Origin of the sequence: Micromonospora sp. II, from assembly GCF_001709195.1 — a bacterium.
Taxonomy (GTDB): Bacteria; Actinomycetota; Actinomycetes; order Mycobacteriales; family Micromonosporaceae; genus Micromonospora; species Micromonospora chalcea.
Map to the genome: position 1 here is coordinate 414,409 of NZ_LYXF01000035.1, position 25,834 is coordinate 440,242.

The 25,834-nt window shown below is 74.6% G+C and carries 26 protein-coding genes and 1 pseudogene; 16 read left to right on the top strand and 11 right to left on the bottom strand.

Annotation, left to right across the window (positions count from 1 at the left end; genetic code table 11):
• The first annotated feature begins 1 nt into the window (after window position 1).
• From A8711_RS19850 to hisF, 3 genes are all read left to right on the top strand, one after another.
• On the top strand, window positions 2-427 hold the full coding sequence (locus tag A8711_RS19850) for an organic hydroperoxide resistance protein (RefSeq protein WP_064445243.1): 426 nt from the start codon (window positions 2-4) through the stop codon (window positions 425-427).
• Window positions 424-1,425, top strand: coding sequence for an NADP-dependent oxidoreductase (locus tag A8711_RS19855; RefSeq protein WP_064445244.1), 1,002 nt, complete (start codon window positions 424-426; stop codon window positions 1,423-1,425). The genes A8711_RS19850 and A8711_RS19855 overlap by 4 nt, the downstream gene beginning before the upstream one ends.
• An 86-nt stretch (window positions 1,426-1,511) precedes the next feature.
• Complete coding sequence (gene hisF / locus A8711_RS19860) at window positions 1,512-2,279, top strand: imidazole glycerol phosphate synthase subunit HisF (RefSeq protein WP_043329502.1); 768 nt, start codon at window positions 1,512-1,514, stop codon at window positions 2,277-2,279.
• 7 nt (window positions 2,280-2,286) lie between these two features.
• Here hisF and A8711_RS19865 read toward each other — a convergent pair whose 3' ends face one another.
• Both A8711_RS19865 and A8711_RS19870 read right to left on the bottom strand, forming a co-directional pair.
• Window positions 2,287-2,748: a hypothetical protein gene (locus tag A8711_RS19865; protein ID WP_043329504.1), complete on the bottom strand. Its 462-nt coding sequence runs from the start codon at window positions 2,746-2,748 to the stop codon at window positions 2,287-2,289.
• 116 nt (window positions 2,749-2,864) lie between these two features.
• Window positions 2,865-3,500: a YitT family protein gene (locus A8711_RS19870; RefSeq protein ID WP_043329506.1), complete on the bottom strand. Its 636-nt coding sequence runs from the start codon at window positions 3,498-3,500 to the stop codon at window positions 2,865-2,867.
• A 59-nt stretch (window positions 3,501-3,559) separates the two neighbouring features.
• Here A8711_RS19870 and A8711_RS19875 point away from each other — a divergent pair, with 59 nt between their 5' ends.
• Both A8711_RS19875 and A8711_RS19880 read left to right on the top strand, forming a co-directional pair.
• The gene (locus tag A8711_RS19875) at window positions 3,560-5,011 is read left to right on the top strand and encodes a PLP-dependent aminotransferase family protein (RefSeq protein WP_064445245.1); all 1,452 of its coding nucleotides are present in this window, start codon (window positions 3,560-3,562) and stop codon (window positions 5,009-5,011) included.
• A gap of 72 nt (window positions 5,012-5,083) precedes the next feature.
• Window positions 5,084-6,391, top strand: a complete 1,308-nt coding sequence (locus A8711_RS19880) for a low temperature requirement protein A (protein ID WP_176722838.1) — start codon at window positions 5,084-5,086, stop codon at window positions 6,389-6,391.
• 71 nt (window positions 6,392-6,462) lie between these two features.
• Here A8711_RS19880 and A8711_RS19885 read toward each other — a convergent pair whose 3' ends face one another.
• The 3 genes from A8711_RS19885 to A8711_RS19895 all read right to left on the bottom strand — a co-directional run bounded on the left by A8711_RS19885 (window position 6,463) and on the right by A8711_RS19895 (window position 10,137).
• Window positions 6,463-8,289, bottom strand: coding sequence for a long-chain fatty acid--CoA ligase (locus A8711_RS19885; RefSeq protein WP_043329509.1), 1,827 nt, complete (start codon window positions 8,287-8,289; stop codon window positions 6,463-6,465).
• A 139-nt stretch (window positions 8,290-8,428) separates the two neighbouring features.
• The gene (locus A8711_RS19890; RefSeq protein WP_043331108.1) at window positions 8,429-9,379 is read right to left on the bottom strand and encodes a terpene synthase; all 951 of its coding nucleotides are present in this window, start codon (window positions 9,377-9,379) and stop codon (window positions 8,429-8,431) included.
• Between the two features lie 128 nt (window positions 9,380-9,507).
• Window positions 9,508-10,137, bottom strand: a complete 630-nt coding sequence (locus tag A8711_RS19895) for a TIGR03085 family metal-binding protein (protein ID WP_030500278.1) — start codon at window positions 10,135-10,137, stop codon at window positions 9,508-9,510.
• A gap of 193 nt (window positions 10,138-10,330) precedes the next feature.
• Here A8711_RS19895 and A8711_RS19900 point away from each other — a divergent pair, with 193 nt between their 5' ends.
• Together A8711_RS19900 and A8711_RS19905 are read left to right on the top strand one after the other, a co-directional pair.
• A complete protein-coding gene (locus A8711_RS19900) occupies window positions 10,331-12,199 on the top strand; it encodes an ABC transporter ATP-binding protein (protein WP_176722839.1) in 1,869 nt (622 codons plus the stop codon).
• Entirely contained in the window at window positions 12,196-13,986 is a 1,791-nt protein-coding gene (locus tag A8711_RS19905) for an ABC transporter ATP-binding protein (protein ID WP_043329513.1), read from the top strand. Before A8711_RS19900 ends, A8711_RS19905 begins: the two co-directional genes overlap by 4 nt.
• A 4-nt stretch (window positions 13,987-13,990) precedes the next feature.
• On the opposite strand, the gene rpsD is transcribed toward A8711_RS19905, so the two are convergent.
• Window positions 13,991-14,599: a 30S ribosomal protein S4 gene (rpsD, locus tag A8711_RS19910; protein WP_064445248.1), complete on the bottom strand. Its 609-nt coding sequence runs from the start codon at window positions 14,597-14,599 to the stop codon at window positions 13,991-13,993.
• 67 nt (window positions 14,600-14,666) lie between these two features.
• On the opposite strand from rpsD, the gene A8711_RS19915 reads away from it, so the two are divergent.
• Window positions 14,667-15,401, top strand: a complete 735-nt coding sequence (locus A8711_RS19915) for a DUF2470 domain-containing protein (RefSeq protein ID WP_069089040.1) — start codon at window positions 14,667-14,669, stop codon at window positions 15,399-15,401.
• Between the two features lie 11 nt (window positions 15,402-15,412).
• Here A8711_RS19915 and A8711_RS19920 read toward each other — a convergent pair whose 3' ends face one another.
• Genes A8711_RS19920 through A8711_RS19930 form a run of 3 tightly spaced genes read right to left on the bottom strand, consistent with a single transcriptional unit; the run spans window position 15,413 to window position 17,480 of the window.
• On the bottom strand, window positions 15,413-16,009 hold the full coding sequence (locus tag A8711_RS19920) for a TetR family transcriptional regulator (protein WP_013475814.1): 597 nt from the start codon (window positions 16,007-16,009) through the stop codon (window positions 15,413-15,415).
• On the bottom strand, window positions 16,006-16,761 hold the full coding sequence (locus tag A8711_RS19925) for an ABC transporter permease (RefSeq protein WP_043329516.1): 756 nt from the start codon (window positions 16,759-16,761) through the stop codon (window positions 16,006-16,008). The genes A8711_RS19920 and A8711_RS19925 overlap by 4 nt, the downstream gene beginning before the upstream one ends.
• Window positions 16,758-17,480 carry an ABC transporter ATP-binding protein gene (locus tag A8711_RS19930; protein WP_043329517.1) on the bottom strand — a complete coding sequence of 241 codons (723 nt, stop codon included), beginning with the start codon at window positions 17,478-17,480 and terminating at the stop codon, window positions 16,758-16,760. Before A8711_RS19930 ends, A8711_RS19925 begins: the two co-directional genes overlap by 4 nt.
• A 110-nt stretch (window positions 17,481-17,590) precedes the next feature.
• Between A8711_RS19930 and A8711_RS19935 the strand changes: the two genes are divergently transcribed.
• The 5 genes and pseudogenes from A8711_RS19935 (at window position 17,591) to A8711_RS19950 (ending at window position 21,477) form a co-directional block, all read left to right on the top strand.
• Window positions 17,591-17,980, top strand: coding sequence for a MerR family transcriptional regulator (locus A8711_RS19935; protein WP_069089041.1), 390 nt, complete (start codon window positions 17,591-17,593; stop codon window positions 17,978-17,980).
• A 151-nt stretch (window positions 17,981-18,131) separates the two neighbouring features.
• Window positions 18,132-18,779 (top strand): annotated as a pseudogene (locus A8711_RS32900) (phosphoribosyl-AMP cyclohydrolase); the annotation flags it as partial.
• Window positions 18,780-18,959: 180 nt separating this feature from the next.
• Window positions 18,960-19,373 carry a phosphoribosyl-AMP cyclohydrolase gene (gene hisI, locus A8711_RS32905; protein WP_043331113.1) on the top strand — a complete coding sequence of 138 codons (414 nt, stop codon included), beginning with the start codon at window positions 18,960-18,962 and terminating at the stop codon, window positions 19,371-19,373.
• The gene (locus A8711_RS19945) at window positions 19,370-20,923 is read left to right on the top strand and encodes an anthranilate synthase component I (RefSeq protein ID WP_043329521.1); all 1,554 of its coding nucleotides are present in this window, start codon (window positions 19,370-19,372) and stop codon (window positions 20,921-20,923) included. The genes hisI and A8711_RS19945 overlap by 4 nt, the downstream gene beginning before the upstream one ends.
• Entirely contained in the window at window positions 20,920-21,477 is a 558-nt protein-coding gene (locus tag A8711_RS19950) for a Trp biosynthesis-associated membrane protein (RefSeq protein WP_069089042.1), read from the top strand. Before A8711_RS19945 ends, A8711_RS19950 begins: the two co-directional genes overlap by 4 nt.
• On the opposite strand, the gene A8711_RS19955 is transcribed toward A8711_RS19950, so the two are convergent.
• Window positions 21,470-21,745 (bottom strand): hypothetical protein, encoded by a 276-nt coding sequence (locus A8711_RS19955; protein WP_069089043.1) that lies wholly within the window; start codon window positions 21,743-21,745, stop codon window positions 21,470-21,472. The genes A8711_RS19950 and A8711_RS19955 overlap by 8 nt on opposite strands.
• 443 nt (window positions 21,746-22,188) lie before the next feature.
• Here A8711_RS19955 and trpC point away from each other — a divergent pair, with 443 nt between their 5' ends.
• The 3 genes from trpC to trpA are packed head-to-tail and all read left to right on the top strand — an operon-like array spanning window position 22,189 to window position 25,062.
• Window positions 22,189-22,992, top strand: a complete 804-nt coding sequence (trpC, locus tag A8711_RS19960) for an indole-3-glycerol phosphate synthase TrpC (RefSeq protein ID WP_030271968.1) — start codon at window positions 22,189-22,191, stop codon at window positions 22,990-22,992.
• A gap of 35 nt (window positions 22,993-23,027) precedes the next feature.
• Window positions 23,028-24,254, top strand: a complete 1,227-nt coding sequence (gene trpB, locus A8711_RS19965) for a tryptophan synthase subunit beta (protein ID WP_069089044.1) — start codon at window positions 23,028-23,030, stop codon at window positions 24,252-24,254.
• 4 nt (window positions 24,255-24,258) lie between these two features.
• A complete protein-coding gene (gene trpA, locus A8711_RS19970; RefSeq protein WP_043329522.1) occupies window positions 24,259-25,062 on the top strand; it encodes a tryptophan synthase subunit alpha in 804 nt (267 codons plus the stop codon).
• A gap of 118 nt (window positions 25,063-25,180) precedes the next feature.
• On the opposite strand, the gene A8711_RS19975 is transcribed toward trpA, so the two are convergent.
• Window positions 25,181-25,732 carry an NUDIX hydrolase gene (locus tag A8711_RS19975; RefSeq protein WP_043329524.1) on the bottom strand — a complete coding sequence of 184 codons (552 nt, stop codon included), beginning with the start codon at window positions 25,730-25,732 and terminating at the stop codon, window positions 25,181-25,183.
• Window positions 25,733-25,834: the final 102 nt, after the last annotated feature.

Here is a 25,834-nt window from a genome sequence, read left to right on the forward strand (position 1 = left end):
CATGCAGGTGCTCTACACCGCCTCCGCCCGCGCCACCGGCGACGGCCGCGACGGTCACGTCCGCACCTCCGACGGCACGGTCGAGCTGGACCTCGCCGTACCGAAGGAGATGGGTGGCGCCGGCGGCGCGGCCAACCCGGAGCAGCTCTTCGCGGCCGGCTACGCGGCCTGCTTCCACTCCGCGCTGCGCGTGGTCGCCCGCAAGGCCAAGGCGGACGTCTCCGGCTCGGTGGTCGAGGCCGAGGTGGGCATCGGCCCGAACGGCAGCGGCGGCTTCGGCCTCGCCGTGACGCTCGTGGTGGACCTGCCCGCGGTCGAGCGCGCGGCCGCTGAGCAGTTGGTCGACGCGGCCCACCAGGTCTGCCCCTACTCCAACGCGACCCGGGGCAACGTCGAGGTCACCCGCACGGTCCGCGAGGCCCGATGAGCGGGATGAACCGGGAGATCCATCTGGCGTCCCGGCCGCAGGGCTGGCCGACCGCGGAGAACTTCCGGCTGGTCACCACCGAGGTGCCGACGCCGGGCCCGGGGCAGGTGGTGGTCCGCAACCGGTTCATGTCCGTCGACCCGTACATGCGCGGGCGGATGAACGACGTCAAGTCGTACGTGCCGCCGTTCGCGCTCGACGCCCCGCTCGACGGGGGCGCGATCGGTGAGGTGGTGGCCGGCGAGGCCGGCGGCGTCAAGCCCGGCGACACGGTGCTGCACGGGCTGGGCTGGCGTGAGTACGCGCTGGTGGACGCCAAGGGCGCGCGCAAGATCGACCCGGACCTGGCGCCGGTGACCGCCCATCTGGGCGTGCTCGGCATGACCGGGCTGACCGCGTACGCCGGGCTGCTCGACGTGGCCGCCATGAAGCCGGGGGAGACCGTCTTCGTCTCCGGCGCGGCCGGCGCGGTGGGCAGCATGGTCGGCCAGATCGCGAAGCTGCGCGGCGCCGGCCGGGTGATCGGCAGCGCCGGCTCCGCGGCGAAGGTGGAACGGCTCACCGCGCTCGGCTTCGACGCCGCGTTCGACTACCACGACGGCCCGGTGTCCAAGCAGCTCAGGGCGGCCGCGCCGGACGGCGTCGACGTGTACTTCGACAACGTCGGCGGCGACCACCTGGAGGCCGCGATCGGGGCGATGAACGTGCACGGCCGGGCCGCCATCTGCGGCATGATCGCCCAGTACAACGCCACCGAGCCGCCGGCCGCGCCGCGCAACCTGGCGCTGGTGATCGGCAAACGCCTGACGCTGCGCGGCTTCCTCGTCAGTGACCACGGTCACCTGCGGGAGCAGTTCGTGCAGGAGGTGGCGGGCTGGCTGCGCGAGGGCCGGCTGTCGTACGACGAGACGATCGTCGACGGCATCGAGCAGGCCCCGGAGGCGTTCCTCGGCCTGCTGCGCGGCGAGAACCTCGGCAAGATGCTGGTCCGTCTCTGACCGGCGTGAACCCGTACCACCACGGGCGGTGGTGACCGGCCTCACCGGCGGGTCACCACCGCCCGCGCGTTGGCTAGGCTCGGGGCATGACGGTGGCGGTACGGGTCATCCCGTGTCTGGACGTGGACGCCGGGCGCGTGGTCAAGGGGGTCAACTTCCTCGACCTGCGCGACGCGGGCGACCCGGTGGAGCTGGCGGCGGCGTACGACCGGGCCGGCGCGGACGAGCTGACCTTCCTCGACGTCACCGCCTCGTCCAGTGACCGCGGCACCATGCTCGACGTGGTGCGGCGTACCGCCGAGTCGGTCTTCATCCCGCTCACCGTGGGCGGCGGCGTCCGCCAGGTCGCCGACGTCGACACGCTGCTGCGGGCCGGGGCGGACAAGGTGGGCGTGAACACCGCCGCCATCGCCCGCCCGGAGCTGATCGCCGAGATCGCCGACCGGTTCGGCAGTCAGGTGCTCGTGCTCTCACTGGACGTGCGCCGCGCGCCCGACGGCACGACGCCGAGCGGTTTCGAGGTGACCACGCACGGCGGGCGGCGGGGCACCGGGCTGGACGCGGTCGAGTGGGCGGCGCGCGGCGCCGAGCTGGGCGCGGGGGAGATCCTGCTCAACTCGATGGACGCCGACGGCACCAAGGCCGGGTTCGACCTGCCGCTGATCCAGGCGGTCCGGGAGGTGGTCGACGTCCCGGTGATCGCCAGCGGCGGCGCGGGCGAGGTGGCGCACTTCCCGCCGGCCGTCGGCGCGGGGGCGGACGCGGTGCTCGCGGCGAGCGTCTTCCACTTCGGTGAGCTGACCGTCGGCGAGGTCAAGGACGCGCTGCGCGGCGCCGGGCACCCGGTGCGCTGAGGCGCGCTCACTGCCGGCCGGAGTGCCCCTCGGGGGAGCGGCGCGGCATCGGGATCGAGCGGACCACGTACTCCTGCACGGCGGCGGCGTGGTCGTCCTCGTCGAGCTGCCACTCGGACTCACCGGGCGGGTGCCGGCGGGTCAGCACGCCCTGCACCGTGTCCACAGTGGTGCCGAGCCCGGCGCTGGGGCGGGTGCGCCAGAGCCGCTCACCGTCCGGTGTGACCCGGAACCAGCCGTCGGCGACGCTGACCAGGCCCGCGCCGACGAGCCGCCGGACCGCGCCCTCCACCTCGTGCCGCTCGGGGATGGCCTGGTTGAGGTGGTCGGCGGTGGAGAGGACGTCGGCCAGTCGTACGCCTTCGGGGCGGCGTGTCGACGCGGACCGCCGGTGCCGGCCGGCGCCACTGGCGATGACAAGCGCGACGAAGATCCAGGCGTCGCTCCAACGCCATCCGTTCTCCCCCATGCAGGAATGATGCCCGGCCGCGACGGCGGAGGAAACACCTGGTTTTGCTGTTCTTCGTCACCGCAGCTCAGCGCGTTGCGGATCGCTTCGGGCCGTGGCGGTCGGCCCGGCGCCGGTCACGTAGCGTAAGCGCCGCTCGCCGGCCGTGCGGGCAGCGCGAAGACCGGGATGAAGAACTGGGCGAGCGGGCCGATGGTCAGCGCGTACGCCACGGTGCCGAGGCCGACGGTTCCGCCGAGCAGCCAGCCGAGGGCCAGCACGGTGACCTCGATGCTCGTGCGGACCAGCCGCACCGAGAAGCGGGGATGACGGGCGACGAATCCGGTCATCAGACCGTCGCGGGGTCCGGGGCCGAGCCCGGCGCCGAGGTAGAGCCCGGTGGCGGCGCCGTTGGCGACGATCCCGGCCACGAGCATCGCGGCACGCGCCGGCATGCCCTCACCGGGCGGCAGCACGGCCAGGGTGGCGTCGACGACCAGGCCGATGACCACGACGTTGCTGACCGTGCCGAGGCCGGGCCGCTGCCGCAGCGGGATCCAGAGCAGCAGCACGAGAGCGCCGACGGCGATGGTGACGGTGCCGAAGGAGAGGCCGGTCTGCCGGGCGAGCCCCTGGTGGAACACGTCCCACGGGTCCAGCCCCAGCTCCGACCGGATCATCAGCGCCATGCTGAGGCCGTACAGGACGAGCCCGGCGTAGAGCTGGGTGAGTCGTCGCGCCGAACGGTGCCCGAGATTGCCAAGCGGTGCCATGCATGCCACCCTAGGGGCCAATTGCAGGACGTAAGGGGTCCAATTCTGGAGGTGTGGCCATGACCAGCCAGGTGCGCGGCGTCCAATTGGCGCGACTCCTCGGCCAGTGGCATGCGCTGCCGGGCCGCCGCCGCAGCCCCGACTACGCCGCGCTCGCCGGCGCCGTCCGGGGCCTGCTCGCCGACGGCCGGCTGCCCCTGGGGGTACGCCTGCCGGCCGAGCGGGAACTGGCCGAGGCGCTGCGGATCAGCCGGACCACTGTCACCGCCGCGTACCGGGAACTGCGGGAGAGCGGCCACCTGGCCAGCCGCCGGGGCGCCGGGAGCTGGACCATGCTGCCCGGCGGCCACCGGGTCGCCAGCACCGGGCTGTGGACGCCGCTGGACGACCGCGACATGATCGACCTCGGCGTGGCCGCGCTGTCCGCGCCGCCGCAGCTCGTCCCGGCCGCCCGGGCGGCCGCCGAGGACCTGCCCCGCTACCTCGGCGGGGCCGGCTACCACCCGACCGGCATCATCGAGCTGCGGGAGGCGGTGGCCCGCGGGTACACCGAGCGCGGGCTGCCCACCAGCCCGGAGCAGATCATGGTCACCAGCGGCACCCAGCACGCGCTGGACCTGGTGCTGCGGCTGGCCCTGTCGCCCGGCGGCGCGGTGCTCGTCGAGTCACCCACCTACCCCAACGCGCTGGCCGCGCTGGCCGCCCGGCGCGCCCGGATCGCCACGCACGGCCTGTCCGACGAGGGCTGGGACGCCGAGCTGCTGCTCGGCAGCATCCGGCAGACCCGGCCGAAGCTCGCGTACGTGATCCCGGAGTTCCACAACCCGACCGGCCACCTGATGGCGGCCGACCTGCGCGAACGGCTGGTCGGCGCGGCCCACGCGGCCGGCACCGACCTCGTCGTCGACGAGTCCTTCGTCGACCTGCCGCTGGACGGCACCCCGCTGCCGCCGCCGGTCGCGGTCTTCGACAGGCACTCCCGGGTGATCAGCATCGGCGGGATGAGCAAGCCCTACTGGGGCGGCCTGCGGATCGGCTGGGTCCGCGCCTCCGCGCCCCAGGTGCAGCGGCTCGCCGCGGCCCGGGTCGGGGTGGACATGGCCAGCCCGGTGCTCGACCAGCTCGTCGCCGTGCACCTGCTCGCCGAGGCGCCGGCCATCGTGGCCGCCCGCCGGGCCCAGCTCGCCGCGCAGCGCGACGCCCTGGTCGCGGCGCTCGCGGAGCAGCTGCCCGACTGGCGGGTCACGCCGCCGCGCGGCGGCGTGACGCTCTGGGCCGAGCTGGACGGCCCGATCTCCAGCGCGCTGGCCCGGGCCGCCGAGGAGGTCGGCGTACGGCTGGCGCCCGGACCCCGGTTCGGCCTGGACGGGACGCTCGAGCGCTTCCTGCGGTTGCCCTTCACGCTGCCCGCCGAGGAACTGGTGGAAGCGGTGGGCCGGCTCGCCGCGGTGCGCTACGACCTGGACCGCACCAGCCGCCCGCAGTGGCGCGAGCCGAGCGTCATCGCCTGACCGCCCGCCCGATCCGGTGGTGAACCGCCCGAACCACAGCTGCGGGCGGGTCCGCGCCCGCACACTGCCCGGGTGGGAGACGGGGACGCGGTCCGGTGGTCGTGGGCGGTGCGGCGCAGCGCGCCGGGCTCCCGCACCACCCGGCTGGAGCTCTTCTACGACCTGGTCTTCGTCTTCGCGTTCCTGAGCGTCACCACGCTCACCGCCTCGGTGCTCACGCCCGCCAACCTCTACCGGTTCCTGCTGGTGCTGGCGCTGCTCTGGTGGTCGTGGACCGGCTTCGCCCGGATGGGCAACGCGTTCCGCGCCGACCAGGGGATGCTGCCGCTGATCGGCGTCGTCACCGTGGCGGCCACGTTCCTGCTCGTGCTCAGCACGCCCAGCGCGTTCGCCAACAGCGGTGGCTGGCTGCCCGGGCCGCTGGTCTTCGCCGCGTGCTACTTCGTGATCCGGACCGCCCAGCTCACCGTCTTCGCCTGGGCCGACCGCGCCGACCCGGCCCGGCGCCGGGGACTGCGGATGCGCTTCCTGGCCCCGACGGTGGCCACGGCGCTGCTTGTCGTCGCCGGCACACTCCCCGGCCGGCTGCCGCAGGAGCGGTTCGCGGTCGGGCTGCAACTGGCGCTCTGGACGCTGGCGCTGCTTGTCGAGTACGTCGCCGGGACGGTCCTGGGCCAGCAGTGGTGGGTGGTGCTCTCGGCCGGGCACTGGGCGGAACGGCACGCGCTCATCGTGCTCGTCGCACTCGGCGAGTCGATCATCGCGCTGGGGCTCGGCCCGAAGCGCGGGCTGCCGCTCACCGGCCCGGTGGCGATCGCCGCGTTGCTCGGCATCACGGTCGTGGCGGCGCTGTGGTGGGCGTACTTCGACACGCTGGCGTTCGCCATGGAACAGGTCCTGCACCAGGCCCGGGACCGCGCCACACGGCTGCGGCTGGCCCGCACCGCGTACACGTTCCTGCACCTGCCGATAGTCGCCGGGATCATCCTCTACGCGCTCGGCCTCAAGGACCTGCTGGCCGAGGCCGCCGATCCGCACACGCCCGCCTGGGGGCTGCCGCTCGGCGACTTCTGGGGCGCGATCCTGTTCGGCGGGGTCGCGTTGCACCTGCTCGGCGTCGCCGGGTGCTGGTGGGTGGCGCTGCGCGAGATCCACTGGCGGCTGCTGACCACCGTGGGGGCGCTGACCGCGGTCGCCCCATTCGTGTTCCGTGTGCCGGAGCTGGTCGCGCTGATCGCGCTGGCGGTGGTCACCGGCGCGGGAGTGGCCTGGGAGACCCGGGGCGAGAACGGTCACCGGCGCCGGGTACGCCAGCTCGCGCTGGAGGAGCAGATCGCCGCCGAGGCCGAGCAGAGCCGCTGGCGGCAGCAGCACCTCTGACCGGCGCCGACGCGAACGGCCGTGCCCCGGGACGGTGGGGCACGGCCGGCGCTACCGGCTGGCGGTGCGGGTCACAGCTCGGCGAGCGTGCCCTCGTACATCTTGTCGATCTCGGAGGAGAAGTTCGTCTCCACGCTCCGGCGCTTGATCTTCAGCGACGGCGTGACCTCGCCGTCCTCGATGGTGAGGTCACGGGGGAGGATCGTCACCTTCTTGATCGTCTCCCAGCGGTTGAGCTTGGCGTTCAGCTCGGCGACGTACCCCTCGACCATCTCCCGCGCCTGCGGCGAGGTGACGATCGTGGTGTAGTCGCTGCCCTCCAGCGGGGTGCCGGCGGCCCAGCCCTTGATCGCGTCCGGGTCCAGCGTGACGAGCATGGTGCAGTAGTTGCGCGCCTGCCCGATCACCACCGCCTGCGAGGTGTACGGGCAGACCGCCTTGAACATGCCCTCGATGTGCGACGGCGCGACGTACTTGCCGCCGGACGTCTTGACCAGGTCCTTCTTGCGGTCGGTGATGCGCAGGTAGCCGTCGTCGTCGAGCGTGCCGATGTCGCCGCTGCGGAAGAAGCCGTCCTCGGTGAACGCGGCGGCGGTCTCCTCGGGGAGGTTGTGGTAACCCCGCATGACCGGCTTGCCCCGCATCAGGATCTCGCCGTCGGTGTCGATCCGGCACTCCAGATCACCCATGGCCCGGCCCACGCTGCCGATCTTCAGCCCGTCGGGCGGGTTCACGAACGCGCCGGCGCTGGTCTCGGTCAGGCCGTAGCCCTCGGAGATGGGCAGGTTGGCGGCGGCGAAGAAGGTGGCGATCTCCTTGCTCAGCGGCGCCGCGCCGGAGACCAGCACCCGCATCCGGCCGCCGAGCCGGGCCTGCAGCTTGCTGAACACCAGCTTCTCGGCCAGCGCGTACTTCATCCGCAGCCCGGCCGGCACCGGCTTGCCGGCCTGCTCCAGCGCGACCTTCTCCTTGCCGACCTCGACGCCCCAGGCGAAGATCTTGGCCTTCGCGCCGCCCGCGCCCTGCGCGGTGGTGACCGCCTTGTTGTAGACCTTCTCGAAGACCCGGGGCGCGCCGCACATCAGCGTCGGCCGGATCACGCCGAGCAGGTCGACCAGCTTGTCCACCCGGCCGTCGACGTACGTGGGCAGGCCGACGTGGGTGGCGCCGCAGAGCAGCGTCTTGCCGAACGAGTGCGACAGCGGCAGCCACAGGTACTGCAGGTCGTCGGTGCGCAGCAGGCCCAGCTCGGCCTGCGCCACGCCCTCCCAGCACCAGCCGCCGTGCAGCAGCTCCACGCCCTTCGGGCGGCCGGTGGTGCCCGAGGTGTAGATGAGCGTCGCCAGGTGGTCCGGGCCGATGCCGGCCACGAGCATGTCGATCAGGTCGGGCTCGGCGCTCAGCGCGGCGGCGCCGCGCTCCTCCAGCTCGGCCAGGGTGAGCTGCGGGACGGCGGCGGCCGGGTCGGGCGCGCCGTCGAAGAGCACCACGTGGGTCAGCGCGGGCAGGTCCGCTCCGGCGATCTTCGCCGCCTGGGCCGGGTTCTCCGCGAACAGCACCTTCGAGCCGGAGTCGGCGATGATGTAGACCGCGTCGTCGGGCTCGGTGGTCGGGTAGACGGTGGTGGTGGCCCCACCGGCGCACATGATGCCGAAGTCGGCCAGCACCCACTCCAGCCGGGTGTTGGCCAGGATCGCCACCGGGTTCTCCAGGCCGACACCGAGCCCGTGCAACCCGGCGGCGATCGCCTTCGCGCGCTGCCCGACCTGCTCCCACGTCAGCCAGACCGGGCCCGAGTCGTCGGGTGCGGGGTGAGCGAACGCCTGGCGGTCGGGGGAGTCCGCCACGCGCTTGAGGAACATGTCGGGTACGGAACGGTACGGTACATCGAGAGCCATCGCTGTAGCCGCCTTCAGGGGTGGAGGGACGTGACGGGGGTCACGCCGGTCTGCGGTTACCGAAGGGTATTGCCTGTACCCGGCCAGCGGCTAGCCCTGATCGGCCGAGTCGCCACCGGTCCCGACTTCTGGAATCGGATCAGGCGTATCGGCTGGCGGCGCGGGACCAGTCGTAGGTGGCCCGGATCCAGTCCCGGCGGGTGTCCAGGAACGCCCGCATCCCCTCGTCGGCCCCGGCGCTCAACGCCGCGTCCCGCTCCGCGTACGAGGCGAGGGCCGCGTTGAAGCGGTTCGCCGCCGCGTTCAGCGCCGCCGACTCGTCCTGCCCGGTCTCGCCCGCGATCGTGGTCACCAGGTTGTGCGCGTCCGGGGTGACGCCCCGCTCCTTGCCGTAGGAGAACACGTCGTTGCACCAGCAGACCAGGTCGGTGGCGAGGGCGTCCAGCGCGGTGAGCGCCGGGGTCGCCCGCTGGTCGGCCCGGGGCAGGGACGGGCGGGCCAGGTCGGTCACCGTGAAGCTGGGGCGTACGCCGCCGGTGTGGCGGCGCATCTGCACGTACTCGGCGACCCCCGGCACGCGCCGGCGCTCCCGGTTCGCCGCCTCCCACAGCAGCGCCAGCAGGTACTCCCGCAACTGGCTCACCAGCCGCATCAGGTGCGCCGGCCGGCCCCGGCCGCGCGCCCGCCGGCACAGATCGTGCAGCGCCAGGCCCATCGGGCCGGCGTCGGTGGGCGCGGGCGCGTCCGGGTCACCGTGCCGGTCGAGCACTTCCAGCAGCGCCGCCAGGGTGGGCGCGAGCACCGTCGGCGCGGCGCCCAGCCCGTCGTCGTCGCAGGCGTCGTCCACCACGAACAGCCAGTTGATCAGGTCGGTGAGCAGCCGCAGACCGGCCGGGGACGCCTCGGGGCAGGCCCGTCCGGCCAGCTCCGAGGCATGGGCGCCGGCCAGCCGCAGCAGGCCGGCCTGGGTCTTGACCAGGCCGAAACCGCGCACCCAGGCGACGCTCTGCGCGGCCACCTCGTCCGCGGCCGGGTGACACCGGGAGGGAAAGGGCGGCTCGTGCAGCGCCGAGAGCGCGAAGTCCCGCATCGTCGTCCCCTGTCCGCCGCCCCGCAGGGTCGGGCCGGTGCGCAGGAGCGTACGGCAGCCGGCGAACGTTATCGAACGCCGGGTGTCCACATTCTACGATCGCCTGGGTGGGCGGGCGGAAACGTCTGTCACAGGCCCAGTTCGGCGGTACGCAGACGCTCGGCGCGCTCGGCCGGACCGTCCACCTGGACCCGGGCCACCCGCTGCCGCCCGGTGAGGAACAGCACGAGTTCCCCCGGCGCGCCGACCAGCCGCAGCCGCTCGCCGCCGCCACCGGCCCGCAGCTCGCCGTGCCCCGGCGCCTGCACCAGCACCTCGGCCGGGAAGCGCCGCAGCGCCATCCGGGCCAGCAGGGCGACCCGCTTCCAGAGCACCGCCTGCTGCCCGGCCGGCAGGTCACGCGGCTGCCAGCCCGGCCGGGCCCGGCGGACGTCCTCGTGGTGGATGAAGAACTCCATCCCGTTCGCGATCTCGTCGGTGAGCGGGTTGCTCACCGGGCTCCACACCGGGGGACGGCGGACCCGGGCGATCAGGTCGGCGTACGGCCCGGCGGCGATCCGCCTGCGGACCGACTCGCCGTAGCCGCGCAGCGGCGGCAGCAGGATCCCGCCCGCCGCGTCCGGCCGGCGCTCCCGCACCAGCAGGTGCGCCGCCAGGTCGCGGGTGGTCCACCCCTCGTTCACAGTCGGCGCGTCCGGTCCCAGCTCCAGCATCAGGTCGGCGAGCGCCTCGCGCTCCGTTCGGGCGTACCGCGGCATGGCCCGATCGTAGGCCCGTCGCGGCCGATCGGCGCGCCACGCCCGGCGCTACGGCGGGCCGCGAGTATCGAGGGCCGGTGTCCGCCCAGGTCCGGTGCGAACGTGACGGCGGACATATCCCGGCCGGGTCGGCGGAGCTGGCGGCGAGCGGTAAGGATGGGGGAGAAAATTGCGGCTTACGGCGGGGGCGAACGTGGCGAGCGGGACAAGTCGGGACGTGCTCGGCAGAGGGCTACGGGTGCTCGGCCGGGCCATCCGGGAACAGCCGCGGATCTTCGCGGTGGCGGTCAGCGGCAGCGTGCTGTTCGGCCTCCTGGTGATCGCCAGCGCGTACGTGGTCGGCGGGGTGGTCGGCAAGGTCGTCGTGCCCGCGGTCGAGCGCGGCGAGGTGGCCCGCGGGACCCTGGCGCTGGCCGCGGCGGCGCTGCTCGGCATCAGCGTGCTGCGGGTCGTCGGCATCTTCGGCCGGCGGCTCGGCGCCGGTTACATGCAGTACCGGCTCCAGGCCGCCTACCGCCGCCGGGTCACCCGCCGCTACCTGGAACTGCCGCTGGCCTGGCACCACCGCAACTCCACCGGCACGCTGCTGTCGAACGCCAACTCCGACGTGGAGGCGGCCTGGTACCCGATCGCGCCGCTGCCGTTCGCGGTCGGCACGCTGGTGATGCTGGTCGGCGCGGTGGCGTCACTGTTCGTCACCGACTGGGCGCTGGCCCTGGTCGGCCTCGCCGTGTTCCCCGCGCTGTTCGCGCTCAACGTGGTCTACTCCCGCCGGATGGCGCCCCGGCAGGCCCGGGCGCAGCGGCTGCGCGCCGAGGTCAGCGGCATCGCGCACGAGAGCTTCGACGGCGCGTTGGTGGTCAAGACGATGGGCCGCGAGGCCCAGGAGACCGCCCGTTTCGCCGCCCGCGCCGGCGAGCTGCGGGACGCGCTGATCTCGGTCGGCCGGCTGCGCGGCGTCTTCGACCCGATGCTGGAGACGCTGCCCAGCCTCGGCACGCTCGCCGTGCTGGTGGTCGGCGCGATCCGGCTGCGGCAGGGCGCGATCACCGTGTCCGAGCTGGTCAGCGTCGCGTTCCTGTTCACCGTGCTGGCCTTCCCGGTGCGCGCCATCGGCTGGGTGCTGGCCGAGCTGCCGCGCAGCGTCGCCGGGTGGGACCGGGTGCGCCGGGTGCTCGACGCGACAGGCGAGATGCCGTACGGCACGAGGACGCTCGACCCGCCCACCCGTACGCCGGCCACGCTCGCGTTCCACGACGTGCACTTCGCGTACGAGCCGGCCGAGGCGCACCTGCCCGGCGCCCAGGTGCTCGGCGAGGTGACGTTCACCGTGCCGGCCGGGAAGACAGTCGCCCTGGTCGGGCCCACCGGTTCGGGCAAGTCCACGATCGCGTCGTTGGCCGTGCGCCTGGTCGACCCGGGCGCCGGGCGGGTCACGCTGGACGGCGTGGACGTGCGGGAGCTGACCGCCGCCTCGCTCGCCGGCAACGTGGCGCTGGTGGCGCAGGTGCCGTTCGTCTTCGACGACACGGTCCGGGCCAACATCGCGCTGGACCGGGCCGGCATCGGCGACGACGAGGTGTGGGCGGCGCTGCGGCTGGCCGAGGCGGACGGCTTCGTGGCCGCGCTGCCGGACGGGCTGGACACCATGGTCGGCGAGCGGGGTACCTCGCTGTCCGGCGGGCAGCGGCAGCGGCTGACGCTGGCCCGGGCGCTGGCCGGGCGCCCCCGGCTGCTGGTGCTCGACGACGCCACGAGCGCTGTCGACCCGCGCGTCGAGGCGGCCATCCTGGCCGGGCTGCGCGCGCCCGCCGACGGCGGCGCCCCGGCGTCGATCCTGGTGGTGGCGTACCGCCGGGCCACCATCGCGCTCGCCGACGAGGTGATCTACGTGGAGCAGGGCCGGGTGGTCGCCCGCGGCGCCCACACCGAGCTGCTGGCCACCGTGCCCGGCTACGCCGACCTGGTCACCGCGTACGAGCAGGCCGAGCAGGAACGCGAGCAGAAGCAGACGTACGACGAGGTCACGCCGCTGGCCTCCGGCCTGGAGGTGGAGCGGTGAGCGCGACGACGGCGGAGGCGGACCGGAGCACCGAGACCACCGAGTCGACCTGGCAGACGTTGCGGCGCGGGCTGGCGCTCTCCCCGGAGCTGCGCACCGGTCTCGCCGGCACGCTGGCGCTGGCGCTGGTCTACATGGTCGGCCGGGTCGCCGTGCCGGTGGCGGTGCAGCGCGGCATCGACCACGGCATCGTCGGCGGGCTCGACCTGAACGTCATCTCGCTCACCGTGGCGATCACCGCCGGGGTGCTGGTGGTCACCACCGCCTGCGGCTACCTGATGATGCGCCGGCTGTTCACGGTGAGCGAGACGGCCCTGGCCGGGGTGCGCACCCGGGCGTTCCGGCACGTGCACGACCTGTCCATGCTGCACCAGCAGTCCGAGCGGCGCGGCTCGCTGGTCTCCCGGGTGACCAGCGACGTCGACCAGATCACCCAGTTCCTGCAGTGGGGCGGCGTGATCCTGATCGTCAACCTGGGCCAGCTGCTGGTGACCACAGCGGTGATGCTCGCGTACTCCTGGCAGTTGACGCTCGTGGTGCTCGTCGCGTTCGCGCCGGCGGTGCTGGTGATCCGGCAGTTGCAGCGCCGCCTCGCCGGGGCCTACGGCCTGGTGCGGCAGCGCACCGGCACGCTGCTCGGCGCGATCGGCGAGAGCGTGGTGGGCGCGCCGGTGATCCGGGCGTACGGCATCGCCGGGCGGACCGCGCGGCGGCTCGACACGGCCATCGACGGTCAGCGGGTGGCCCAGCAGCGGGCGATCCGGATCAGCATCATGGGCAGCTCGGTGGGGGAGCTGGCGGCCGGGCTGGCGCTGGCCGGCGTGGTCGTGGTCGGGGTGAGCCTGGGCGTCGACCGCACGCTGTCGGTCGGTCAGCTCACCGCGTTCCTGTTCCTGGTCACGCTGTTCATCCAGCCGGTGCAGATCGCCACCGAGGTGCTCAACGAGGCGCAGAACGCGATCGCCGGCTGGCGCCGGGTGCTGGACGTGCTGGACGTCTCCCCGGACGTGGCCGACCCGGGCGAGCAGGGGCGGGAGCTGCCGCCCGGGCCGCTGGACGCCCGGTTCGCCGGCGTGACGTTCGCCTATCCGGGCGGCCCGCCGGTGCTGCACGACGTGACGCTGGACATCCCGGCCAAGAGCCGGGTGGCGGTGGTGGGCGAGACCGGCAGCGGCAAGACCACGTTCGCCAAGCTGCTCACCCGGCTGATGGACCCGACCGAAGGCGCGGTGCTGCTCTCCGGCGTCGACCTGCGGCAGGTGCGTTTCGACTCGCTGCGTTCCCGGGTGGTGATGGTGCCGCAGGACGGCTTCCTGTTCGACGCCACGGTCGGGGAGAACGTCCGCTTCGCCCGCCCCGACCTGACCGACGAGCGGCTCACCGCCGCCTTCGGCGAGCTGGGCCTGGCCGACTGGCTGGACGGGCTGCCGTCCGGGCTGGACACGCCGGTCGGCGAGCGCGGGGAGGCGCTCAGCGTCGGCGAGCGGCAGCTCGTGGCGCTGGCCCGGGCGTACGTCGCGGACCCGGACCTGCTGGTGCTGGACGAGGCGACGAGCGCCGTCGACCCGGCCACCGAGGTACGCCTGCAACGCACGCTCGACGCGGTGACCCGGGGGCGGACCACGCTCGCCATCGCGCACCGGCTGTCCACCGCGCAGGCGGCGGACGAGGTGATCGTGGTGGACCGGGGCCGGATCGTGCAGCGTGGCCCGCACGACGAGCTGGTCCGCGACACCGACTCGGTGTACGCGCTGCTGTACGCGTCCTGGTTGGAGCAGACCCGGTAACCGGTCAGCGGGAGTAGAACTCCACCACCAGTTGCTCGTCGCAGACCACCGGCACCTCGTGCCGGGCCGGTTCGCGTACCAGCGTGGCGCGCAGCTGCGCCGGCTGCGCCGACAGGTACGGCCGGGGTTGCGCGTCGGCGTGCGCCCCGGCGGCGGCGAGCTGGAACGGCGGCAGCGTGCGGCTGCGCTCGCGTACGCCGACCACCTGGCCGGGCCGCAGCCGGTACGACGGCCGGTCGACCTTGCGCCCGTCCACTGTGATGTGGCCGTGCCCGACGAGCTGGCGGGCCTGGTAGATGCTGCGGGCCAGCCCGGCCCGCAGGACCACCGCGTCGAGGCGTCGTTCCAGCAGCGCGACGAGCGTGTCGCCGGTCTTGCCGGCGGCCCGGGCGGCCTCGTCGAACAGCCGGCGCAACTGGGCCTCGCTGACGTTGTACTGGTGGCGCAGCCGCTGCTTCTCCAGCAGCCGTACCTGGTAGTCGGAGGTGGTGCGGCGGGACCGGCCGTGCACGCCCGGGGGATAGGGGCGCCGCTCGAAGTACCGCACGCACTTGCGGGTCAGCGGGATGCCGAGGGCCCGGGAGAGCCGGGCTTTGGGCCGGGGGTGGTTCACGGGGGCGTCTCCGATCGTCTAGCCTGCTTCTTAGGTAAGCCTAACCTATCTTGAGGAGGTCGGGATCATGCGGCCCAGCCCGGCGGAGATCGTGCGAACCCTTGTCGCGGGCCGGTTGCCCGCCCTCGTCCACCTGGCCCGGCACCCCGGCCCGCACCAGGTCCGGCACGCCGTCGACCCGGACGGGCGGGTGCTGCTGCTCGTACCCGTGGTCAGTGACCTCGCCGCGGCGCTCGTGCCGCCGGCGGGCGACGCCGACGTGGCCGCCGTGCTCGACGTGCTCGACCTGCCGCCGGCGGCCGGGGCGCCCTCGCTCGGCCGGGCCTGGGTGTCCGGCTGGGCGACGCGGCTGGACGGGGACGCGGCGCGCGACGCGGCGGTCGACTTCGCCGCCACCGACCCGGTCGCCGATCTGCTCGACGTGGGCAGCCGGTTCCACCTGCACCGCTTCGAGGTGGCCGAGGCCCGCTGGGAACGCGCCGGTCGGGTGCGCCGGATCGACCCGGAGGCGTTCGCGGAGGCCGAGCCGGACCCGCTGCACCCGGTCGAGGCCGCCCTGCTCGCGGACCTGGCCGACCACCACGCCGAGCAGGTCGGCGACTACCTTCGGCGGCGGCTGGACGTGCCCGGCGACCAGATCCCGCGGGTGGTCCGGATCGACAGGTACGGCCTGCTGGTCGCGCACGGGCGGCCCGGCGCGACCCGGCGGGCCCGGCTCGCCTTCCCCCGGCCGGTCGCCGACGTGGCGGAGCTGTCCCGCCTGCTGCACCCGATGCTCTGCCCCCGGGCGGCCGCGGCCTGAGCCGCGACGGCTCAGGTGATGTCGCCGGTGAGGTACCGCTGGACCGTCGGGCCGATGGCGGCCACCAGCGTCGCCGGCTCGGCGGTGGCGACCGCGTCGAGGCGGAGCACGTACCGCATCATCGCCAGCCCGGCGAGCTGGGTGGCGACCAGGCCGCCGCGCAGCGCGCGCTGCGCCGGGTCGACGTCGAGCTGGTCGAGCACCCGCCGCAGCACCTGCGTGACCAGGAACTCGCGCAGTAGGCGCGCGGTCCAGTCGTTGCTGACCGCCGAGCGCAGCAGCGCCACCGCGGCGGTGCCGGTGGGGGAGTCCCAGACCTCCAGGAACACCCGGACCATCCGCTCGCCGAGCGCGTCCGGGCCGCCGGCGAGCACCGCCGGCAGCAGCCGTCCCGGGTCGGCCGGGAACGCCGTCGCGGCCCGGAACAGCTCCTCCTTGCCGCCGAAGTAGTGGTGCACGAGCGCCGGGTCCACTCCCGCCGCCGCGGCGATGGCCCGGATGGACGCGGCGTCGAACCCCCGCTCGGCGAACGCCTCCCGCGCCGCGGCGAGGATCGCCTCGCGGGTGTCCGGAGTGCCGGGCCGCCGCCCGGTGCGCCGCGCGTTCACCCGCTGCGCCGGCGCAGCGTCGCGGCGGCCAGCACCAGCGCCGCCACCGCCGCCCCGGTCACGATCGCCACGTCCCGCCACATCGTCCCGGTCGGCTCGGCGTGCGCGCCGACCTCCTGCAGCGCCTCGACGGCGTACGACAGCGGCAGCGCGTCGCTGACCGCCTGGAGCCAGCCGGCCATCTGGTCGCGCGGCACGAACAGGCCGCACAGCAGCAGTTGCGGGGCCACCACCACCGGCATGAACTGGACCGCCTGGAACTCGGTGCGGGCGAACGCCGAGCAGAACAGCCCGAGCGCCACCGCCAGCACCGCGTTCACCCCGGCGATCAGCACGACCAGCCACGCGCTGCCCGCGGTCTCCAGGCCGAACACCTGGTACGCGACGACCGAGGCGACAGTGGACTGGAGCACCCCGGCCAGGCCGAACGCGATGCCGTACCCGAAGAGCAGGTCGAGCTTGCCCAGCGGCGTGGTGAGCAGGCGCTCCAGCGTGCCCGTGGTGCGCTCGCGGAGCATGGCGATGCTGGTCACGAGGAACATGATGATGAACGGGAAGAAGCCCAGCATGATCAGGGCCACCCGGTCGAACGTGCTGGGCGCGCCGGGCGGGGCGGGCTGGTCGACGTACATGAAGTAGACGAGCGTGAGCAGCACCGACGGCACCACCACGAGCAGCGCCACGGTCCGCCGGTCGTGCCGGAGCTGGCGCAGGATGCGCCCGGTGGTGGCGGCCAGGATCCGTCCGTTCATCGCGCCTCTCCCTCGGCGTCGCGGATCAGGCGCAGGAACGCCTCTTCCAGGTCGTCGGTCCCGGTGGCGGCGCGGACCGCGGCCGGGGTGTCGTCGGCGACCAGCCGGCCCTCGCGGATCAGCAGCAGCCGGTCGCAGCGGGCGGCCTCGTCCATCACGTGGCTGGACACCAGCAGCGTGGTGCCGGCGGCGGCCATGGCGTGGAACCGGGCCCACAGGTCGGCCCGCAGCACCGGGTCCTGGCCGACCGTCGGCTCGTCGAGGACGACCAGCTCCGGCTCGCCGACCAGCGCGCACGCGAGCGAGGCGCGGCTGCGCTGGCCGCCGGAGAGCGTGCCGACGAGCTGGTCGGCCGCCTTTCCCAGGCCGACGTCGGTGACCGCGCGGTCGGCCTCGGCGCGGCCCCGGCCCTGGAGCACCGCGAAGTAGCGGGCGTTCTCCCGCACCGTCAGGTCGGCGTAGACGCTCGGCGCCTGGGTCAGGTAGCCCACCCGGCGGCGCAGGTCGGCCGAGCCGGCCGGGCGGCCGAGCACGTCGACCGCGCCGGAGCCGACCGTCTGCACGCCGACCACCGCGCGCATCAGCGTGGTCTTGCCGCTGCCGCTGGGCCCGAGCAGCCCGGTCACCGTGCCCCGGGGCACCCCGCAGGTGATGCCGTGCAGCACCCGCCGCCCGCCCCGGTCGACCACCAGCTCGCGGACCGACACCGCGTCGTCCATGCTCGCCTCCGTCAATTCATCACCCGATGAACTCAACGCTAGATGAATTCCGTCGGCGAGGCAACGAGGGACTTGACTTCGAGTGGGCTCGAACTGGAAGCCTGGAGGGCGTGGACATCAGCACGCGGGAGACGAGCCTCACCGTGGGTGAGGCGGCGGAACGGGTCGGCCTGACCACCTACACGCTGCGCTGGTACGAGCAGGAGGGGCTGGTGGGCCGCGTCGGACGGGACTCCTCCGGCCGCCGGCGCTACACCGAGTCCGACGTCAACTGGCTGTTCCTGCTCACCCGGCTGCGGCGCACCGGGATGCCGGTGCGCGACATGCGCCGCTACGCCGAGCTGGCCCGGCACGGCGACAGCACGCTCGGCGCGCGGCGGGCGCTGTTCGAGGCGCACCGCGCCCGGGTGCTGGCCCGGATGGCCGAGCTGGAGGAGGACCTGAAGGTTCTCGAATACAAGATCGACGCGTACCGGCGGGCGGAGGAGGAGTCGGGCTGAACACCCGGCGGCGGACAGGGAGTCCGGCATCGGAAGATCAGGTTTCGGGCACCATGAGGCAGTGGGTCCAGCTCCGTTGTCCGACACCGGGTTCCTCGACCTCTGGGCCGCCCGCCTGCGGCACGCCGCCGACCGGCCGGTCGTCGGGATCATGCTGCGGGGAAGCCACGCCCGGCGGGCCGCCACCGAGCACAGCGACGTGGACGTGGACGTGCTGGTGGCCGCCGACGAGCCACGCGCCACCGGCGGGCCCCGGCAGGTCACGTCCCGCCGCGGCACGCCGTACGCGGCCCGGCGGGCGTACCTGACCGAGTTCGGCGGCCGCCTGGTGCACGTCTCCGTGGCCGCCCGCGACGTCCGCTCCTGGGTACGCCGGCTCGGCCAGCCCGCCGACTGGGCGTTCGGCCTCCCGGTCACCGCGCCGGCCCGGCTGCTCTGGGCGGTGCCGGAATGGCGGCGCCGGATCGACCTGCCGGTGCTCTGCCAGCCCGCCGACGAGCCGCGCCTGGAGGAGCTGATCGCCACGCTGGGCAAGGTCGCCGCCGCGCGCCTGGCCGGTGACCCGGTCGGGGTCCGGCTCGCCGCGGCCGACCTGGCCCGGCTCTGCCCCTCGGTGCTGCGGCCGGCCAACCCGTCGGTGCGCGTGGTGTCCCGCCGGGCCGCCCTGACCGCCGCGCTGGACCTGCCGGTCGCCCCGCCCGGCTACCGCGACGACATGCTCCTCTGCCTCGGGCTGCGCCCCGGCGACCCGGCCGAGGTCGGCGCCGCCGCCGGACGGCTGGTCACCGGCATCCTCCCGCTGGTGCGCCCGTACGCGGCGGAGATCGCCCGGGCCACCGGGACCGACCTGGCCGAGGCGCTCACCGACGGCCGGGCGGACCGCTACCTGCGGCAGCTGGGCCGGGCGCTGGCGACGGTGACGCCCGCCTCCCGGGACACGTCGGCGGTCCCCGGGCCGCGTGCGGGAGAATGGTCAACCGTGCCCGCCCCTGACGCGCCGCTGACCGGCGCCCCCAGTCCCGGCCCGGCCCGGCCGTCCCGGCTCGACCCGGCCATCGCGGCCAAACTCCGCCGCACCCCGGACGGCCTGGTCGCCGCCGTGGTCCGCGCCCACGACACGGGCGAGGTGCTGATGGTCGCCTGGATGGACGACGAGGCGCTGCACCGCACGCTCACCACCGGCCGGGCCACCTACTGGTCGCGCAGCCGCGGCGAGTACTGGGTCAAGGGCGCCACCTCCGGCAACCACCAGTACGTGCGCTCGGTGGCCCTGGACTGCGACGGCGACGCGCTGCTGGTCAGCGTGGAGCAGGTCGGCGCGGCCTGCCACACCGGGCAGCGCACCTGCTTCTTCACCGACCTGCCGGTCAGCTCCCCGGAGGAGACCCCGTGACCGACGGCACCGTCAGCCCGGACCGGTCCACCTTCGCCGACCTGGCCGCCCGCTGGCGGGTCGTGCCGGTGACCCGGCGGCTGCTCGCCGACGCCGAGACCCCGGTCGGGGTCTACCGCAAGCTGGCCGGCGGTCCCGGCACGTTCCTGCTGGAATCCGCCGAGCAGGGCGTCGGGTCGGCCGGCACGGCCTGGTCGCGGTACTCGTTCATCGGCGTCCGTAGCAGCGCCACGCTCACCGAGCGGGACGGCGAGGCGCGCTGGACCGGCACGCCGCCCGCGGGCGTACCGACCACCGGGGACCCGGTCACCGTGCTCCGCGAGTCGGTCGACGCGCTCGCCGGCCCGGCCTGGGACCCGGCCGGCGGAATGCCGCCGCTGACCGGCGGGCTGGTCGGCTACCTCGCCTACGACCTGGTCCGCCGCTTCGAGCGGCTGCCCGAGCTGACCGAGGACGAGCTGGACGTGCCCGAGCTGGGCATGATGCTCGCCACCGACCTGGTGGTGCTCGACCACTACGAGGGCTCGGCGATCCTGGTCGCCAACGCGGTCCTGCCCCCGCTCGATACGCCCGGGCGGGCGGAGCTGGTCGACGCCGCGTACCACCACGCGGTGGGTCGCCTGGACGCCATGACCACCGCGTTGTCCCGACCGATCCCGCCCATGGTGTCCACCGTCGGCCGGCCGGGCGTCGGCGAGGTGGTCAGCCGGACCCCGGAGGGCGGCTACCCGAAGGCCGTGGCGGCGGCCAAGGAGGCGATCCGCGCCGGCGAGTGCTTCCAGATCGTGCTCAGCCAGCGTTTCGAGCGCCCCACCGAGGCCGACCCGCTGGACGTCTACCGGGTGCTGCGCACCACCAACCCCAGCCCGTACATGTACCTGCTGCGCTTCGACGGCTTCGACATCGTCGGGTCGTCCCCGGAGGCGCACCTCAAGGTCAGCGCCGGCCCGGACGGGCGGCGGCGGGCCCTGCTGCACCCGATCGCCGGCACCCGGCCGCGCGGCGGCTCCCCGGAGGCCGACGCCCGGCTCGCCGCCGAGCTGCTCGCCGACCCCAAGGAACGCGCCGAGCACGTCATGCTTGTCGACCTGGGCCGCAACGACCTGGGGCGGGTCTGCCGGCCGGGCACCGTGGAGGTGCCCGAGTTCGCCACCATCGAGCGCTACAGCCATGTCATGCACATCGTCTCGACGGTGGTCGGCGAGCTGCGCGCCGACCGCACCGCGTTCGACGCGCTCGCCGCCACGTTCCCGGCCGGCACGCTCAGCGGCGCGCCCAAGGTACGCGCCATGGAGATCATCGAGGAGCTGGAGCCGGTGCGGCGCGGCGTCTACGGCGGCACCGTCGGCTACTTCGCCTTCGGCGGCGACCTGGACATGGCCATCGCGATCCGTACCGCGCTGATCCGCGACGGCCGGGCCTACGTGCAGGCCGGCGCCGGGATCGTGGCCGATTCCGATCCGGCCGCCGAGGATCGGGAGACGCGCAGCAAGGCCGCCGCCGTCCTCGCCGCGATCGCGGCCGCCGAGACGCTGCGGGCAGCCCGGTGAGCGCGCCCGGCACCACCGCGCCGTCGGCCCGCGGTCGGCGCGAACTCGCGTACGCGGTGCTGCTCTGCCTGGCCGGGGCGGGCCTGGCCTGCTGGGCGGTGACCCGGACCTGGTCGGTGGAGATGACCGCCCGGGGGTCGCTGCCGCCCGGCCGGGCCGACCGGACCGGCGCGGAGCTGCTGCCCTGGGTGCTGGCGCTGACCTACGTGGGGCTGGCCGGCGGCGGCGCGGTGCTCGCCACCCGGGGCCGCCTGCGCCGGCTGCTGGGCCTGCTGCTGGGCGCGGTCGGCGTGGCCGTGGCGGTCGGCGGCGGGATCGGCCTCGCCGAGGCCGGGGTGAGCCGTCAGTGGCCGGCGCTGGTGGTGGCCGGCGGCCTGGCCCTCGCGTCCGGCGGCGCGTTCACCGCGCTGCGCGCAGCGGGCTGGCCCGCGATGGGCGCGCGGTACGAGCGACGGGCCGTCCCGGCGGTCGAGCCCGGCCGGCCGGCGGTCGAGCGGGGCACCCGGGACGCGTGGGACGCGCTGGACCGGGGTGAGGACCCGACGGTCAGCTGACCGGCTGCGCCTCGCGCGCGTCGCGCCGGCGGCGGGCCGCGGCCCGTGCGGCGGTCAGCTCGGCCACCAGCCGCTCCAGCTCGCGGCGCTGGGCGGCGCGGGCCCGGTCGGCGCAGACGGCCTCCCAGGCGTTGCCCTGGGCGGTACGCGTCCGGCCGTCACCGGCCACCGCGCGCTCCAGCGTGTGCACCACGCCGAAGGCGAGGGAGGCGACGGTCCGGGAGATGGTGGTCAAGCCGATGGTCTGGTTCGGCCCGTTGGCGCTCATGGTCACCCCGCACGAGATGGTTGTCGGCGGTGGTCAGCCGCCGGTGTCGAGTCTGCCCGAGGACGATGCTGCCGGGCTCACGTTTCGCCCTCGTGAAGCACAGGTCAACGGTCCGCCAGGCGGCCCGACCTGGGCAGGGCCGGAGGTCCTTGAGCTTGGTCACAGCCCGGCGCGGGAGCGGTGCTGCGGCGACGGATCAACCGTGGTGAGATGGGGGATGGGTGACGGTCGATGCCAGCGTGGCGCTGCGTGACGTGGCGTTCACCGGAAGTCGGCCATCATGCCACAGCCCATGTCGTGAGGTGCGCCATACCCCCCGGCACTTGTCGCCAGGTGGCGCCCCCTAGCATCGGCCCATGACGCCCGGAGAGGGGAGTCCGTTGGTGACTGCTGAGCATGCGCACGCGGAGGGGGACGACGCCGGAGCGGCGCCGTCCGCAGGCGTGCTCGACGAGATCCTGGCCGGTGTGCGCGAGGACGTGGCCCGGCGGCAGGAGCAGGTTCCGCTGGAGCGGATCCGTGAGCTGGCCGCCGCCGCGCCGCCGCCGCTGGACGCGTACGCGGCCCTGCGCCGGCCCGGCGTGGCCGTGATCGCCGAGGTGAAGCGCTCGTCGCCGTCCAAGGGGCGGCTGGCCGAGATCGCCGACCCGGCGGACCTGGCCGGTGACTACGCGGCCGGGGGAGCGCGGGCGATCAGCGTGCTCACCGAGGGCCGGTGGTTCGGCGGGTCGCTCGACGACCTGGCGGCGGTGCGGGCCGCGGTGAACGTGCCGGTGCTGCGCAAGGACTTCGTCGTCTCCAGCTACCAGGTGCACGAGGCCCGCGCGCACGGCGCCGACCTGGTGCTGCTGATCGTCGCCGCGCTGGAGCAGAACGTGCTGGTCGGCCTGCTGGAGCGAATCGAGTCGCTGGGCATGACCGCGTTGGTCGAGGTGCACACCGAGGAGGAGGCGGACCGCGCCCTGGAGGCCGGCGCGCAGGTGATCGGCGTGAACGCCCGTGACCTGCGTACGCTGGAGGTCGACCGCTCGGTGTTCGAGCGGATCGCGCCCGGCCTGCCGAGCAGCGTCGTCAAGATCGCCGAGTCCGGGGTGCGCGGTCCGCACGACCTGATCCGGTACGCCTCCGCCGGCGCCGACGCCGTGCTGGTGGGCGAGGGCCTGGTCACCCAGAAGAGCCCGCGCGAAGCGGTCGCCGAGCTGGTCAACGCCGGTAACCACCCGGCCACGCCCCGCCCGGTGCGCTGAGCCGCCGGGCCACCCGATCCGAGAGGACGCCCGCGATGAGCGCCGCACCCGCAGCCGGCCAGGTCCCCGACGCCGCCGGTCACTTCGGCCGGTTCGGCGGCCGGTTCGTCCCGGAGGCGCTCGTCGCCGCGCTGGACGAGCTGGACGCGGCGTACCGCAAGGCGATGGGCGACGAGGACTTCCTCGCCGAGTTCGACGCGCTGCTGCGTGACTACGCCGGCACGCCCTCGATGCTCTACGAGGCCCGGCGCTTCTCCGCGCAGGTCGGGGCGCGGGTCCTGCTCAAGCGGGAGGACCTCAACCACACCGGCGCGCACAAGGTCCGCAACGTGCTGGGCCAGGCGCTGCTCACCAAGCGGATGGGCAAGCGGCGGGTCATCGCGGAGACCGGCGCCGGCCAGCACGGCGTGGCCACCGCCACCGCCGCCGCGCTGTTCGACCTGGAATGCGTCGTCTACATGGGCCAGGTGGACACCGAGCGGCAGGCGCTCAACGTGGCCCGGATGCGGATGCTCGGCGCCACCGTCGTCCCGGTGACCACCGGCTCGCGCACGCTCAAGGACGCGATGAACGAGGCGATGCGGGACTGGGTCGCCAACGTCGACGACACCCACTACCTGATCGGCACCGCCGCCGGGCCGCACCCGTTCCCGGAGATGGTCCGCGACTTCGTCCGTGGCATCGGCGTGGAGGCCCGCCAGCAGTGCCTGGACCTGACCGGCACGCTGCCGGACGCGGTCGCGGCGTGCGTCGGCGGCGGCTCCAACGCGCTGGGCATCTTCCACGCGTTCGTGCCGGACGCCGGGGTCCGCCTCTACGGCTTCGAGGCCGGTGGCGAGGGCGTCGGGACCGGCCGGCACGCCGCCAGCATCACCGGCGGCTCGTCGGGCGTGCTGCACGGCACCCGCACGTACGTGCTGCAGGACGCCGACGGGCAGACCATCGAGTCGCACTCGATCTCGGCCGGCCTGGACTACCCGGGCGTCGGCCCGGAGCACGCCTGGCTGCACGACACCGGGCGGGCCACGTACCTGCCGGTCGACGACGCCGACGCGATGGCCGCGTTCGAGATGCTCTGCCGAACCGAGGGCGTGATCCCGGCGATCGAGAGCGCGCACGCGCTGGCCGGCGCCCGCGCGATCGCCCCCCGGCTCGCCGAGGAGCTGGGCCGGGAGCCGTTGATCGTGGTCAACCTGTCCGGCCGGGGCGACAAGGACGTGCACACCGCCGGCGCGTACTTCGGCATCCTCGACAAGGAGTGACAGCGTGAGCCGCATCGGGGTCGCCTTCGACAAGGCGCGGGCGGACGGCCGGGCCGTGCTGGTCGGCTGCATGCCGGCCGGTTTCCCGACCGTCGAGGGCAGCATCGCCGCCATGAAGGCCATGGTCGAGGCGGGCGTGGACGTCATCGAGGTGGAGATCCCGTACTCCGATCCGGTGATGGACGGCCCGGTCATCCAGAAGGCGAGCGACATCGCGCTCGCCGGTGGCGTCCGCGTCGCGGACGCGCTGCGCGTCGTCGAGGCGGTCGCCGCGACCGGGGCGAGCGTGGTCACCATGACCTACTGGAACCCGATCGAGCAGTACGGCGTCGACGCGTTCGCCCGCGACATGGCCGCCGCCGGTGGGACCGGCCTGGTCACGCCGGACCTGATCCCCGACGAGGCCGCCGAGTGGCTGGCCGCTTCCGACGCGCACGGCCTGGACCGGACGTTCCTGGTCTCACCGTCCTCGACCGACGCGCGGCTGCGGATGACCGCCGAGCACTGCCGCGGCTTCGTCTACGCCACCGCGATCATGGGCGTCACCGGCGCCCGCGCGCAGACCTCCGAGGCGGCCCCGGTCCTGGTCTCCCGGCTGCGCGAGGTCACCGACATCCCGGTCGGCGTCGGGCTGGGCGTGGGCACCGGCGCGCAGGCCGCCACCGTCGCCGGGTACGCCGACGCGGTGATCGTGGGCAGCGCGCTGGTCCGCTGCGTGCTGGACGCCCCGGACCAGGCCGCCGGCCTGACCGCGCTGCGCAAGCTGAGCGCCGAACTGGCCGAGGGCGTCCGCAACCCGGCCCGCTGACGCCCGGCTCGCCACCTGCCTGATCGACTCCACCTCGCCGAGCTGGCGTGGTCCAGGACGCCGGGACACCGCCACCTCGCCGAACTGGTGTCGATCAAGCGAGCGAGCGGGCGGGCGGTCAGCGGCTACTGCTGTCGACCTGCTCGGAGGCGCGCTGGCCGGGCGGGGCGGGCTGCCCGTCGCCGGGCTGTCCGTCGCCGGGTGGCGTGAGCGCGTCGGCGGCGGTCGTGTGCCGCAGCACGCCGGCGCGGCCGGCGAGCGCGTCCGCGATCGCCGCGCGCGTCGTGGGGGTCAGCACGTCGGGCAGCTCTTGCGGCGGCCACCACCGAGGCAGGCACCCGGTCGCCGGTTCGCCCGCCGGTCCGGCGTCGGCCGGTCCGGCGCGGAACACGTGCACCAGCACGTCTGGGCGCGCGCCGCACCGCCCGGCCGATGGGGCGGGCACCGGTGGACCGGTGACCCGGTAGAGGCCGACCAGGTCGGCCGGCGCCACCGCCCAGCCGGTCTCCGTGCGGACCGCCCGGACGACGGCATCCACCGGGCTCTCGTCGTGGCGCAGCCGCCCGCCCGGCAGGCCCCAGCGCCGGGCCCCCTCGGACCGGCCGCAGAGCAGCAGCCGCCCGGATGCGTCGGTGACGACAGCGGCGGCCGCCCAGGTGAGCGGGCTCATGGACAAACAGCCTACGACCGTGCAAACCAGAAGTCATCCGACCCGCGCGGCAGGCGGCCCGGGGTGCCGCGCACACAGTCCGCACCGGTACCGTGTGCACCC